Genomic DNA, 12,524 nt, shown 5'->3' with positions numbered 1-12,524 from the left:
GGTCATCCGATGGCCTGCCTGGTGTACCGTCCGTCGGCCGCCCCGGTGACGCCGAAGGCCGGCGGCAGTGGTTCGCCCGCGCCGTACAGCTTCTCGGCGACTCCGCAGGGCAGCGGCAGATGCTGGAAGCGGCCGCGGACGACCCGGTCGGGGGCGAGGGGCTCGGGCACGAAGCGGGACACGGTGGCGACCCGGAACTGTTCGCGCCCGTGCGACACCAGCAGCGCGATCTCCACGACCTTGCGGGAGCCGTCGGGGTACCGGGCGAGCTGGACGATCACATCCACCGCCGAGTTGATCTGGTCCTTGAGCGCCTCGAAGGGGATCAGCACCTCGGACATCGAGCCGAGGGTCTGCAGACGCATCAGGGCGTCCTCGGCCGCGTTGGCGTGGACGGTGGCCAGGGAGCCGTCGTGGCCGGTGGACATCGCCTGCAGCATGTCGAGGGTCTCGCCGCCGCGGACCTCACCGACGATGATGCGGTCGGGCCGCATCCGCAGGCTGTTGCGGACCAGGTCGCGGATGGTGATCTGGCCCTTGCCCTCGACATTGGGCGGCCGGGACTCCAGCCGGATCACATGCTCCTGCTGGAGCTGGAGTTCGGCGGAGTCCTCGATGGTGATGATGCGCTCATGGGACGGGATGAGCCCGGACAGGGCGTTGAGCAGGGTGGTCTTCCCGGTGCCCGTGCCTCCGCTGACGATGAGGTTGAAGCGGGCGCGGACGAACGCGGCGAGCAGCAGCAGCATCTGCTCGTCCAGCGAGCCCAGGCCGATGAGTTCCGGGAGCGTGTAGGCGCGCGGGAAGCGGCGGATGGTGAGGGTGGGGCCGGTCAGGGCGAGCGGCGGGATGACCACATTGACGCGCTCGCCGGTGGGCAGGCGGGCGTCGACCATCGGGTTGGACTCGTCGATACGCCGGTTCACCGTGGAGACGATGCGCTCGATGGTCTGCATCAGCTGTTCGGCGGAGGCGAAGCGGAGCGGGAGCTGTTCCACCCGGCCCGCCCGCTCCACGAAGATCGAGTCCGGTCCGTTCACCATGATCTCGGTGATCGACGCGTCGGCGAGCAGCGGTTCGAGGACGCCGAGCCCGAGGGCCTCGTCGACGACCCGGCGGATCAGCTGGGAGCGTTCGGCGGAGGAGAGGACGGGCCCCTCCCGGCTGATGAGATGGCCGAGGACACGCTCCAGCCGGACCCGGCGTTCGGCGGCCGCGAGCCCGGACATCTCGGCGAGGTCGATCTCCTCGAGGAGCTTGGCGCGGTAGACCGCGACGAGGTGCCCGTCCTCGCGGGTGGCTCCGCCGTCGTCGGGGGCGGCGATACGGGAGCGGAGGCTCATGCCTGTCGTCAACTCCTCTCGGTCCTGCGGGGGTCAGTGGTCGGTGGGCATGGTGGCGTGGCGGCTGACGTCCCAGCCGCCGAACAGCGGGATGACGGCGGGGACATGGACGGTGACGGTGGCCGTGGTGGTGTCCGGGCCCATGTCCGCGGACACCTGGGGCGCGAGCCAGGCGCTGACGGCCGCCCTACCCGCCGCCGTGCCCGCCGCCGGGCCGTGGCCGTCCTGGGAGGCCACCCGGGCGGCGGCGCGGGCGGCCGTCCCCGCCTGGTTGACGCCGTAGCCGATCAGGCCGAGCTGGACGGCGGCCATCCCGATCACAAGGAGGATGGGCAGGAAGCCGGCGAATTCGAGCATGGAGACGCCGCGGTCGTTCCGGCCACGGGTCCACCGGCCGGGCGTGGGCGTCCCACGGCGGCCGGGGGGCGCCTTCACCGGTCGGTCCTCTCCAGCGCCGCGCCCGCCGTGCCGCGCACCGACCAGCCGGGGTTGACGCCCGGGAAGAACAGCGGGACCCGGGCCGTGACCGTCGCCTTCATCACCGGTCCTGCCGGGGTGCAGGAGATCTCCGCGTTCCTCCAGGAGTCCGGCAGATGTTCGGCGCCCGCGGACCGGCAGGAGTCCTGGTAGGCGCCGCCGCCGGACGCCGCGTAGGCGGCCGTGGCCGCGCGGGCCGCCTCGTCCGCCGCGTTGCCCGCCAGCGAGTAGGTGTAGCCGTAGAGCACGCACTCCCACAGCAGCGCCATCACGACCAGGACGAGCGGGAACATCCCCGCGAACTCCAGGGTGACCGAGCCCCGGTCACCGCCCTTGCGCCACAGGCTCAGCGCTCCCCGGTCCGAGGCCGTCCTGCGGCGCCGCCCGCCGCCGCCCTCCCGCTCGGTGACCAGGCCCAGCTCCCCCGCCAGCGCCCACAGCGCCTGCTTCACGGTGGAGCGGGCGTCCAGGTCCTGGAGGCGTCCGGCGTCGACGACGGCATGGAGTTCCTTGAAGGCGGCCGGGACCGCGGTACGGGCCACCCTGGTGCCGGTGACCCGTTCGACCAGGGACGGCTGGATCTCCGTACCGCGGGTGTGGCGGTTGACGACCGTCAGGGTCTCCTCGGCCTTGCGGATCTGGAGCCGGTCCCACAGGCGCACCATGCGTTTGGCGGCGCGCACCGCGACCACGTCCGGGGTCACCACGAGCAGCGCCCGGTCGGCGGTCTCCACGGCGGCGGCCGTGGCGGAGTTCATCTGGGAGCCGCAGTCCACGATCACCACATCGTGGCGGGACCGCAGGGTTCCCAGGACCTGGCGGGCCACCCGGTCGGTGACCTCCTCGCCGCGTTCGCCCTCGGCGGGGGCCAGCAACAGGCCGATGCCCCGCTCATGGGTGTAGAGCGCGTCCTGGAGGACCCGGGGGTTGATGTCGGTGATCCCGGCGAGGTCGGCCACCGAGCGCCGGAACTGGACGTCCAGGTAGGAGGCGATGTCCCCGGACTGGAGATCGAGGTCGACCAGGGCGACCGTACGGCCCGACGCGCGTGCCGCGAGCGCCAGTTGTACGGCGGTGACCGTGGCCCCGACGCCGCCCTTGGCGCCGGTCACCGTGATCACGGTCCCCCCGGCTCCGCCGTACTGCTCGGGGCTCCCGCTGCCCAGGTGGCGCCGCATCCCGGCCGACCAGGCTGCGGCGGCCTGGACGCGTTCGGCGAGGGCGTCGTAGCCGAGGGGCAGGGTGACGATGCCGCGGGCGCCGGAGTCCATCGCGGCGGTCAGGACGCCCGTGCTGGTGTCGGCGGTGACGAGGACGACCCCGACCGCCGGGAACCGCAGCACCAGCTCGCGGATCAGTTCGAGTGCGGGGACCGGGCCGATCCGCTCATGGACGAGCACGACCTCGGGCAGCTCGTCCAGGGACTCCCCGGCCAGGCGCGCCAAAGTGTCCAGCAGTGCCGTGGAGTCCTCGACCGGCGGGGCGGGTTCGGCGTCGGCGAGCTGGCTCAGCAGGGTGGTGAGCGCGCGGGCCGCGTCCAGGTCGCCCGCCGCGGGCAGGATGCGGATGGTCATGGGCGCGACCTCATGGGGACGGACACGGTGAGGAAGGGCCCCCTGGGCCGGGGCCCGCGGTGGGCCGGGAAGGACCTCATGCGCGGCCTCCTACTTGTCCTGGTCGAGGGTGTACGTACGGTCGCCCGGGTTGACCGTGGTCCCGGAGCCGCCCGCGACCAGGGCGAGCCGGACATGCTGGGCGAACGACTCGGCGTACGCGACCCGTTGGGCGTCGGCCGTGTCCAGCGCGAAGGTGATGGGGACGGCCTCGGAGGCGGTGCGCCGGCGCTCGTCGCCGGACTGGGCGGGGTCCAGCGCGGTGAGCTTGCCGACGTCGAGGACGCGGGCGTCGGTCACGATGACCTTGGACTCGTCCTTGCTCTTCTCGTTGGCGGCCTTGAAGGTGGCGTAGATGTTGACCCGCGAGCCGGGGGAGATCTTGCCGGCCACACCGGTCGAGGCGTCGATCATGATGGCGATCTCCTGCTGGCCGGGCTGGAGTTCGGGACGGTCGACGATCATGTCGTTCTGCAGCAGCGATCCCTTCTCCAGCCGGGTCACGGCGATCTTGCCGCGGATCCGGGCGAGATCGGTGACGGCGGTGGCCGACAGCCACCGCTTCGGCATGGAGATCCGCTCGAACTGGTCGGCCGTGAGCTCCTTGTAGGGCGCGATGTCGCTCTTGAGGCGATAGGCCGTGACCTCCGGTCCGACCTTGGCGTTCACGTCACGGATCACCGACAGCACCCCGGCGAAGGCGCCGACGGCGGCGAGGGCCGAGAGGACCAGCAGGATGACGCCACGGCGCTGGCGTGAGTTCATGCGCGGACAACCTCGATCGGAGCGTGGGGACGGCGGGTCGGGCGGTCGAGCGGTCGTGCGTCATGGTGGGGCGTTGTTCCTACGGGCCGGTGCCGCCCCGGGGCAGCGCACGGGCGGTGGGGACCGGCTGCCGTTCGAGGGGTGCCGGCAGCGGAGCGGCGCAGAAACCGCAGCGGTCGCCGATGAGTTCGAGGCCGCACCAGTGGCAGACCTCGCGGCGTACCGACGAGACGAGTTGATAGAGCACGGCGACGTCATGGAGGCCCGCCGCGAACTCGACGAGCCGGCCGGTCCCCCACCAGCGTCCGGACTGCTCCGGCAGGGGGACGGTCGCGACGCCCTGGACGCGCCAGGCGGGCGCCAGGGTGGCGGTGACCCAGTCCGAGGGCGGCTGTCCGGCGGCGACGATCATCCGGGTGCCGAACTCGGGCCCCGGTAACTCCTCCTGCCCGACCCTCACCAGCTGCGGCCGGGGATGGGCGAGCACGCCGAACTGGGCGCCCGGCACCCATGACTTGGCGTGGGAGGTCAGGGGGACGGGGACACGGTCGAGCCGGGCGACCGAGCCGAGCAGGGCGCCGGCGTAGATGTAGTGGGCGAGCAGCCGGGCGGAGGACGCCAGCACCCCCGGGCTGACGTCGCACACCGACAGCTGGCGCAACTGCTGGGCGAGCAGGGCCAGTCCGAGCGGCGGCAGATCGACGCCGAGCAGGGCCACGCGGTCGCTCTCCAGGACCGACCGGGCGGTGTGCAATCGGCGCACCGCCGCGTCGTCCCCGCCCGACGCGGTGTACAGGGCGATGACATAGCCGTGCTGTTCGATGAGTGTGTGCAGCTCGTCCAGGGACTGTTCGAGCGTGGACCGGGGCTGGACGGCGGCGGGCGGCGTCTGCCGGTCGAGCGGCGGCAGCACCAGATCGGGACTGGTGACGGCTATCGCGGTCGGCACGGCTGCACACCACCCCGTTCACTGCGGCGAGGTGGTCGACCACCGCCTCAGTTGGCCCTGTGACGTCCATGGACATCGTCCTGCAACAGCACCATATCCACGACATGCCCCGCTCAACACCGAATCCGGGAGATCATCTCACCGAAGGTGTGAGCAGGATCGACACAGCGTGCCTGAAGCCGGTGCAACTTCACTCAGGGGCAGGGGCGTTGGCGTCGCCAGAGGTCTTGACAACCCAATTGGTCTGGACCAAATTCATTCCTCAGCGGTGGCCACCGTTCCGCACTGCCCTCCTGTTCCCTTCTCCCCCCATCGGAGGCTCAAGTGGACCGCGCACCAGGCATGTTCCACCGCAGACGATCCCTCGCCGCGGCCGGTGTCGCCGCGCTCGCCCTCTCCTTCCTGGGCGCCGCCCCCGCGTCCGCCGCGGATGTGAACAACGCCAGGAACGCCGGCTTCGAATCGGGCCTGAGCAACTGGACCTGCTCGGCGGGCAGCGGCACCACGGTGTCCTCCCCGGTGCACAGCGGTTCCGCCGCGCTGAAGGCCACACCGGCCGGGCAGGACAACGCCCAGTGCACCCAGACGGTCGCGGTGAAGCCCGGCTCGACCTACACGCTGAGCGCCTGGGTGCAGGGCGGCTACGCCTATCTGGGCGCGACGGGCACCGGCACCACGGACGTGTCGACCTGGACGCCGGACTCGACGAGCTGGAAGCAGCTGTCCACGACCTTCACCACCGGCTCCTCGACCACATCGGTGACGGTGTATCTGCACGGCTGGTACGGGCAGGCGGCGTACTACGCGGACGATGTGTCGGTGTCCGGCCCGGACGGCGGGGGCGGCGGTGACCCCGCCCCGACCGTGCCCGCGGCCCCCGCGGGTCTGTCGGTCTCCTCCACCACCTCCTCCTCCGTCTCCCTGTCCTGGAACACGGTGTCCGGCGCGACCGGCTACACCGTGTACCGCGACGGCACCAAGGTGACCGCCGTGACCGGGACGTCGGCGACCGTGACGGGCCTGTCCCCCGCCACCTCGTACTCCTTCGCGGTGACGGCGACCAACGCGGCGGGCGAATCGGCGAGGTCCGCGTCGGTGTCGGCGACGACGGGGTCCGGCAACGGGGGCGGCAACAACGGCGGGGGCGGAACCCTTCCCAAGCACGCGGTGACGGGCTACTGGCAGAACTTCAACAACGGCGCCACCGTCCAGAAGCTCTCGGACGTCCCCGCGCAGTACGACATCGTCGCGGTGGCCTTCGCCGACGCCACCAGCACACCGGGCGCGGTGTCCTTCACCCTGGACTCGGCCGGTCTCGGCGGCTACACGGCGGACCAGTTCAAGGCCGACATCAAGGCGAAGCAGGCCGCCGGGAAGAAGGTCATCGTCTCGGTGGGCGGCGAGACCGGCACGGTGGCCGTGAACAGCGCGGACTCCGCGGCGAACTTCGCGAACTCGGTCTACTCGCTGATGCAGAGCTATGGCTTCGACGGGGTCGACATCGACCTGGAGAACGGCCTGAACGCCACCTATATGACCCAGGCGCTGCGGCAGCTGTCCGCGAAGGCCGGGCCCTCGCTGATCCTCACGATGGCCCCGCAGACGCTCGACATGCAGTCGACGTCGAACGGGTACTTCCAGACGGCGCTGAACGTCAAGGACATCCTGACCGTCGTCAACACCCAGTACTACAACAGCGGTTCGATGCTGGGCTGCGACGGCAAGGTGTACAGCCAGGGCTCGGTGGACTTCCTGACGGCGCTGGCCTGCATCCAGCTGGAGAGCGGCCTGGCCCCGTCCCAGGTCGGCCTGGGCGTCCCGGCGTCGACGCGGGCGGCGGGCAGCGGCTATGTCTCCCCCGCCGTGGTGAACAACGCCCTGGACTGTCTGACGAAGACCGTCAACTGCGGTTCCTTCAAGCCGTCCAAGACGTACCCGGGCCTGCGGGGCGCCATGACCTGGTCGACGAACTGGGACGCCGCCTCGGGCAACGCCTGGTCGGGCTCGGTCGGCCCGCACGTCCACGCACTGCCGTGACGGTGCACTGAACCAACACAAGGTGCGGGGGCGGCTCACCACGAGCCGCCCCCGCACCTTTCGTCGTCCGGCCCGTGGTCTCCTCCGGCCCCGTTGAAACATTTCCGGGACCCCATCGCATCAATGAGGTAGGAGCGGCCGGGCACGACGGAACGGCACGGAACACCGGGGGGACACAGATGAGACTGGGCCGCAGCGAGGGCTACCCGGAGTTCGCCGCGGCACGCGCCGGGCACCTGTACCGGTCCGCCTGCCTGCTCACCGGCGGCGACACCCATCTCGCCGAGGACCTCGTCCAGGAGACCCTCGGCCGCGTCTATGTCCGCTGGAACCGCGTCTCCCGTGCCGACAACCCCGCCGGGTACGCCCACACCGTACTCACCCGTACCTTCCTCGCCCATCGTCGGCGGCACAGCACTCACAAGGAGCACGCCACCGATGTACTCCCCGAGCGGGCCGGGCAGGACGCGTCCGCCGACGCCCCGCTGCGGCTCACCCTCGTCCAGGCACTCGGACAGCTGTCCGCCAAGGACCGGGCCGTCGTCGTGCTGCGGTACTGGGAGGACCGCAGCGTCGAGGAGACCGCCGCCGCGATGGACACCAGCTCGGCCGCGGTACGTACCCGCTGCGTCCGCGCCCTCGCCCGGCTGCGCGTCCTGCTCGGCGACGCCCTCGTCGAGTACACAGGCTCCTGACCGTACCCCCCTCAGTCCACCAGCTCGTCTTCCCGCAGAAACGGCGGTTCGCCATGCCCGTTGAAGAGCACGACCCCTTCGAGGACCGGTTCGCGGACGCCCTGCGTCACGCGGGCCACGCGTTCGAGACCGGCGGCCTGGATCTGGCTGCCCGCGGCGAGGCACAGGGCCGGCGGTCCGCCTCGCGGCGCAGGGCCACCGCCGTCGGAGGTGTGAGCGCGGTGGCGCTCGCCGGGACGCTGGTCCTTCCCCTCGGCGGCGACGACGGTGGACGGCAGCGGGCCGTGACCACCGGCGCGTCCTTCCCGGCGGCCTCGTCCACCGCCCAGACCCCCGTGACCCGCGACGAGCTGCTGAGCACCCTCAAAAAGCTGCTGCCCGAGGGGCAGTTCAGCCAGGAGGAGGCTCGCGGTACGGGCGAGGACCGCCCGCCCTACGCCCGTGTCGTGTACGACGACGGCAAGGGCGAGGCGGCCGTCACCGTCACCCTCGACCGCCTTCCGCCCGGCGGCCGGACGGCCGCCGGTGCCACCGAGTGCCCCGACAGGACGTTCTTCACTTACGACACCTGCACCGGCGACACACTGGCCGACGGCTCCGCGCTGACGGTGGTGAAGGGGTACGGGTACCCGAACCGGCGCTCCGCCGTGAAGGCGTGGACCGCGACCCTCGTCACGCCGACGGGGCAGCACATCACCGTGGCCGAGCGGAACTCCGCCACCGAGGCAAGCGGGCCCGCCAGCCGGGATCTACCGCCTCTCTCCCCCGCGCAGTTGAAGACACTGATCACCGCGGGGGAATGGCGCACCGTCGTCGACGCCATGCCTCCGGACGCCCGGAGGCCGACGACCGAGCCGGAGCACCGCGGATCCGACCATCCGGTCTCCTCGACGCTCGGCTCACTGCTGCCCGAGGGTGTCCAGGTCGTCTCGAAGAGCGGTGGCGACCCCACGTTCGGGTATGTCGTCCTCGACGACGGCAAGGGCGCGAGCTACGTCCAGGTCAACGTCCAGGACGACATGCGGAGCGTCGAGGACCAGCTCTTCGGAGCGGATGCCAGGACCCTGCCGGACGGCACCAAGGTGGCCTGGCACCAGGGGCCCGGTGAGAAGGGCGGCGCGGGGGTCGTCATGTGGACCGTCGACACCATCCGCACCGACGGCTTCCGGGTGGTGATCAGCGCCTTCAACTCGGGTGCCCAGAACACCCCGGCGACCCGGACGGCCCCCGCACTCACCATGGAGCAGATGGAGGCCGTCGCCACGAGCGAGAAGTGGCGCGCACGCGGCTGACAACCGGGCCGCACGCCGCACGGTTCGTCGGCCGGGCCGCACGGGCCCGGCCGACGGTGTCCGTCAGTCGTCGGTGTCGTCCTTCTCCGGGGTGGCGGGCTCGGTCTCCGTGCCGTCCTCGAAGTAGGCGTCCAGGACCTCGTCCAGGGCGGCCTCCCACTCCTTGAAGCGGCTCCGGGCCGGGGCCTCGACCTCGATCGGGTACCAGCGGCGGTCGGTGGTGTGCACGGTCACGGTGAACCGCTTGCCGAACCGGGAGGTCTCGGTCTCGACGGCGCCGATCTCGTCCCAGCGGAACTCGCAGTCCTGGTCGTCCAGGCACAGCCGGACACCGCTGTGGTCCGCGACGATCCGCGCGCGGCGGTCGGCGGCCTCGAAGGCGGGGCCCTCGGATGCCTGCTCCTCGGGCTCCTCAGACCTCTCGGGCTCCTCAGAGCCTTCGGGCTCCTCGGAGCCTTCGGGTGCGTCGGGCGCGTCGTCGGCCGGCTTCTCCTCCTCGGGATCTGTGTCCTTTGGCCCGGCGGGGCTCCGGCGCCCCTCCTCGGCGGATTCCTCGGGCTCTATGGGGTCCTTCCCGTCTTCGGCGGAGTCCTTCCGCAGGGCGTCGGCGGGGTCCTTCCGCTCGACTTCGGCGGAGTCCTCCTGCTCGGCCTCGGCAGAGTCCTTCCGCTCGTCCTCGACGGTCCCCTGCCGGGTGGACAGGGGCGAGGTGAGACCGGGGATGAAGGCCGGGTCGACCCCGACGCCGTCCAGGGGCTGGCTGCTCGAACCAATACGCTGCTCCACAGCGGGAAGTATGGTCGACGATCCTGTGCGCGAGACAATCGGCCCCTGCATCGTTATACGAATCGTCGCCGGAACGCGGGAGCCGACAGGTTGACGCCGGGTCAGCCGAGAACGGCCAGCGCGTCGATCTCGATCAGCAGCCCGGCCGGGAGACCGACATAGACGGTGGTCCGGGCAGCGGGCGGCCCGGTCAGGCCCTGTTCCCCGAAGTAGGCGTCGTAGATCTCGTTCATCTCGGCGAAGTGGTCCACCTCGGTCAGATAGACGCGGATCATCATCACATCGTCCCAGCCGGCGCCGCCCTCCTCCAGGATCGCCTGGACATTGGCGAGGGTCTGGAGCATCTGCTCGCGCAGGCCGGGGCCCGCGGGGGCCGGGGGCCTGCCCTCCTCGGCGGGCAGAAAGCCGACCTGGCCGGCGACCTGGAGGATGTTCCCCTTCTTCACCCCGTGCGAGAACCGGGCGGGGGGCGTGGTGTGGGTCTTCGGGGTCAGGGCGATCTTGTCCGTCATACGGGTTCCTTTGCTGGGGTGGTGCCGGAGTACTCCCGGCTGACGGCGTCCGCGGTACGGCGCACCAGCGGGAGCAGGGCGAGGAGCTCGTCGGCGGTGACGACGACATTGGGCGCGGAGACCGACAGGGCCGCGACGACCCGTCCGTCGATCCCGCGGACGGGGGCGGCGACGCAGTTGACGGACTCCTCGTGGCCGCCGAGGTCGGTGGCCCAGCCCTGGTCGCGCACCCGCGCCAGTTCCTTCAGATAGGTGACCGCGTCGGGCGTCGAACGGGCCGTGTACGGACGGTAGTCGAGCCTCTCCGCGACGGCGCGGCGCTCGGGCTCGGGCAGATCGGCGAGGAGGAGCTTGGCGACGGCGGCGACGGTGATGGCCACCGGCTTCCCTATCCGTGAGTACATCCGCACCGGATAGCGGCTCTCCACCTTGTCGATGTAGACGACCTCGTTCTGCTCGTGCACCGCGAGGTGGACGGTGTGCCCGCACTCCTCGTTGAGACGGACCAGATGGGGGTGGGCGATCTCCCGGACGTCCAGGTTCTCCACGGCCTGCTGGGCGAGGGCGAAGAGGCGGGCGCCGAGGCGGTAGCGCTGGTCGGACTGGCGGTAGACCAGTCCGTGTTCGTGCAGGGTGCGCAGCAGACGGAGCGCGGTGGACTTGTGCACCCCGAGCCGGCCGGCGACCCGTCCGAGGTCGGCGGGCCCCTCGGCGAGCAGCGGCAGGATGCTCAGTGCCCGGTCGACGGTCTGGCTCATCGTCCGCGCGCCCCCTCCTCGTCCGGTGCGGCGGCCTCGGTCCAGCCGGGGCCGAGCCGCAGTGTCCCCCATCCGGCGTCGTCGAGTGCCGCCAGCCGGTCGGCCCGGTCCCGCCAGGAGGGGCGCCGCGCCGGGGCGGCGTCCGGGCGGCGGGCGGGAAGGGGGAGGTGGTCGCCGGGGGCGGTGAGCACGGCGGCGGCCATGAGGTGCCCGTGGCGGAGCCGGTCGCGGACGGGCAGCCCGCGCAGGGTGGCGGAGAGGAAACCGGCGGCGAAGGCGTCCCCGGCCCCTACGGCGGCCACCACCTCGACCTTCGGGGCGCGGACGAAGGTGGCGGTGCCCGAGGCGTCCTCGCAGTCCTCCGCGCCTCTGTCGAACACGGTCGCCCCGCCCTCGCCCTGCTTGACCACCACGGTCTCCGGTTCGGGCAGCGCCTCCCGGATGGCGCGGGCGCCCCGCAGTCCCCAGGCCTGACGGGCCTCGTCGTCCCCCACGAAGACCAGATCGGCCGCCCGCGCCAACTCCAGCAGCACCCGGGGCCCGCCGGGGTCGCGCCACAGCCCGGGGCGGTGGTTGACGTCGAAGGAGATCAGGGGACGTCCGGCCCGGGGCGCGGTGAGTTCCCTGAGGAGGCCGAGGCAGTCGTCCGACAGCGCGGCCGTGATCCCGGACAGATGCAGGATCCGGCCGGCGCGTATCGCGTCCAGGTCCATGTTCCCCACGGCCATCGCCGAGGCCGCCGATCCCGCCCGGTAGTACGCCACCTCATGGGCGTCGCCCGCGCGGTCGCCCGCCGTGCGGAAGTAGATCCCGGTCGGGCGCTCCGGATCCCGCCGTACCCGTCCGACGTCGACGCCGTACGCCCCGATCGCCTCGACCAGGTGGTCGCCGAAGCCGTCCGCCCCGACCCGGCCGACCCAGCGGGTGGAGTGCCCGGCGGCGGCGAGCGCGCACACCACATTGGACTCGGCGCCGCCGATCCCTCGCTCGAAGGACGGCACATCGGCCAGCCGCCCGGGCCGGGACGGCAGAAAGGTGACCATGGACTCGCCCAGCGCGACGACATCGACGGGGTCCACGGAGCCGACGGCATCCACCGCATGGGCGGTGGCGGCGGAGTCCGGGGTGCTGGGCGGGCCGTCGGCGGTCACGCTGGTGAGGCCTCCTCGTCGAGGGGGTCCCCCGCTCACATGGATCGGAGAGTCCGGGGAAGGGCCACGGCGGCTCCGTTGACCCCGCGTCGGACGGGATGTTAGACAGCAACAAGCGATATATACAACGCCCGTTGCGCATACCG

At 71.8% G+C, this 12,524-nt stretch carries 12 protein-coding genes; 3 read left to right on the top strand and 9 right to left on the bottom strand.

Features of this window, described 5'->3' with window-relative positions; translation table 11 throughout:
• Window positions 1–2: 2 nt before the first annotated feature.
• The 5 genes from CP978_RS21550 to CP978_RS21530 all read right to left on the bottom strand — a co-directional run bounded on the left by CP978_RS21550 (window position 3) and on the right by CP978_RS21530 (window position 5,147).
• Complete coding sequence (locus tag CP978_RS21550) at window positions 3–1,343, bottom strand: TadA family conjugal transfer-associated ATPase (protein ID WP_043443450.1); 1,341 nt, start codon at window positions 1,341–1,343, stop codon at window positions 3–5.
• A 33-nt stretch (window positions 1,344–1,376) separates the two neighbouring features.
• Window positions 1,377–1,700, bottom strand: coding sequence for a TadE/TadG family type IV pilus assembly protein (locus CP978_RS21545; RefSeq protein WP_043449187.1), 324 nt, complete (start codon window positions 1,698–1,700; stop codon window positions 1,377–1,379).
• A gap of 74 nt (window positions 1,701–1,774) precedes the next feature.
• Window positions 1,775–3,394: a CpaE/TadZ family protein gene (locus CP978_RS21540; protein ID WP_043443448.1), complete on the bottom strand. Its 1,620-nt coding sequence runs from the start codon at window positions 3,392–3,394 to the stop codon at window positions 1,775–1,777.
• Between the two features lie 90 nt (window positions 3,395–3,484).
• Window positions 3,485–4,198 (bottom strand): Flp pilus assembly protein CpaB, encoded by a 714-nt coding sequence (gene cpaB / locus CP978_RS21535; protein ID WP_043443446.1) that lies wholly within the window; start codon window positions 4,196–4,198, stop codon window positions 3,485–3,487.
• A gap of 79 nt (window positions 4,199–4,277) precedes the next feature.
• Window positions 4,278–5,147 (bottom strand): hypothetical protein, encoded by an 870-nt coding sequence (locus CP978_RS21530; RefSeq protein WP_043443444.1) that lies wholly within the window; start codon window positions 5,145–5,147, stop codon window positions 4,278–4,280.
• Between the two features lie 342 nt (window positions 5,148–5,489).
• Between CP978_RS21530 and CP978_RS21525 the strand changes: the two genes are divergently transcribed.
• The 3 genes from CP978_RS21525 (at window position 5,490) to CP978_RS21515 (ending at window position 9,171) form a co-directional block, all read left to right on the top strand.
• A complete protein-coding gene (locus CP978_RS21525) occupies window positions 5,490–7,184 on the top strand; it encodes a chitinase (RefSeq protein WP_107070425.1) in 1,695 nt (564 codons plus the stop codon).
• 179 nt (window positions 7,185–7,363) lie between these two features.
• The gene (locus CP978_RS21520) at window positions 7,364–7,879 is read left to right on the top strand and encodes a SigE family RNA polymerase sigma factor (protein ID WP_043443440.1); all 516 of its coding nucleotides are present in this window, start codon (window positions 7,364–7,366) and stop codon (window positions 7,877–7,879) included.
• 53 nt (window positions 7,880–7,932) lie between these two features.
• Window positions 7,933–9,171 carry a hypothetical protein gene (locus CP978_RS21515; RefSeq protein ID WP_150478274.1) on the top strand — a complete coding sequence of 413 codons (1,239 nt, stop codon included), beginning with the start codon at window positions 7,933–7,935 and terminating at the stop codon, window positions 9,169–9,171.
• Window positions 9,172–9,234: 63 nt separating this feature from the next.
• On the opposite strand, the gene CP978_RS21510 is transcribed toward CP978_RS21515, so the two are convergent.
• From CP978_RS21510 to CP978_RS21495, 4 genes are all read right to left on the bottom strand, one after another.
• The gene (locus CP978_RS21510; RefSeq protein ID WP_052454227.1) at window positions 9,235–9,957 is read right to left on the bottom strand and encodes a hypothetical protein; all 723 of its coding nucleotides are present in this window, start codon (window positions 9,955–9,957) and stop codon (window positions 9,235–9,237) included.
• Between the two features lie 101 nt (window positions 9,958–10,058).
• On the bottom strand, window positions 10,059–10,469 hold the full coding sequence (locus CP978_RS21505; RefSeq protein WP_043443436.1) for a RidA family protein: 411 nt from the start codon (window positions 10,467–10,469) through the stop codon (window positions 10,059–10,061).
• On the bottom strand, window positions 10,466–11,227 hold the full coding sequence (locus tag CP978_RS21500; protein ID WP_043443434.1) for an IclR family transcriptional regulator: 762 nt from the start codon (window positions 11,225–11,227) through the stop codon (window positions 10,466–10,468). The genes CP978_RS21505 and CP978_RS21500 overlap by 4 nt, the downstream gene beginning before the upstream one ends.
• Window positions 11,224–12,378, bottom strand: coding sequence for a sugar kinase (locus CP978_RS21495; RefSeq protein WP_079162246.1), 1,155 nt, complete (start codon window positions 12,376–12,378; stop codon window positions 11,224–11,226). The genes CP978_RS21500 and CP978_RS21495 overlap by 4 nt, the downstream gene beginning before the upstream one ends.
• Window positions 12,379–12,524: the final 146 nt, after the last annotated feature.

Source organism: Streptomyces nodosus, assembly GCF_008704995.1.
Lineage (GTDB): Bacteria > Actinomycetota > Actinomycetes > Streptomycetales > Streptomycetaceae > Streptomyces > Streptomyces nodosus.
This window is presented reverse-complemented; position numbering and strand designations above follow the sequence as displayed.

What these genes read in the sequence shown, in the direction of transcription:
- CP978_RS21500 (WP_043443434.1), bottom strand. Translation starts at nt 11,227, where the DNA reads ATGAGCCAGACCGTCGACCGGGCACTGAGCATCCTGCCGCTGCTCGCC.
- cpaB (WP_043443446.1), bottom strand. Translation starts at nt 4,198, where the DNA reads ATGAACTCACGCCAGCGCCGTGGCGTCATCCTGCTGGTCCTCTCGGCC.
- CP978_RS21515 (WP_150478274.1), top strand. Translation starts at nt 7,933, where the DNA reads ATGCCCGTTGAAGAGCACGACCCCTTCGAGGACCGGTTCGCGGACGCC.
- CP978_RS21520 (WP_043443440.1), top strand. Translation starts at nt 7,364, where the DNA reads ATGAGACTGGGCCGCAGCGAGGGCTACCCGGAGTTCGCCGCGGCACGC.
- CP978_RS21550 (WP_043443450.1), bottom strand. Translation starts at nt 1,343, where the DNA reads ATGAGCCTCCGCTCCCGTATCGCCGCCCCCGACGACGGCGGAGCCACC.
- CP978_RS21545 (WP_043449187.1), bottom strand. Translation starts at nt 1,700, where the DNA reads ATGCTCGAATTCGCCGGCTTCCTGCCCATCCTCCTTGTGATCGGGATG.
- CP978_RS21505 (WP_043443436.1), bottom strand. Translation starts at nt 10,469, where the DNA reads ATGACGGACAAGATCGCCCTGACCCCGAAGACCCACACCACGCCCCCC.
- CP978_RS21525 (WP_107070425.1), top strand. Translation starts at nt 5,490, where the DNA reads ATGTTCCACCGCAGACGATCCCTCGCCGCGGCCGGTGTCGCCGCGCTC.
- CP978_RS21540 (WP_043443448.1), bottom strand. Translation starts at nt 3,394, where the DNA reads ATGACCATCCGCATCCTGCCCGCGGCGGGCGACCTGGACGCGGCCCGC.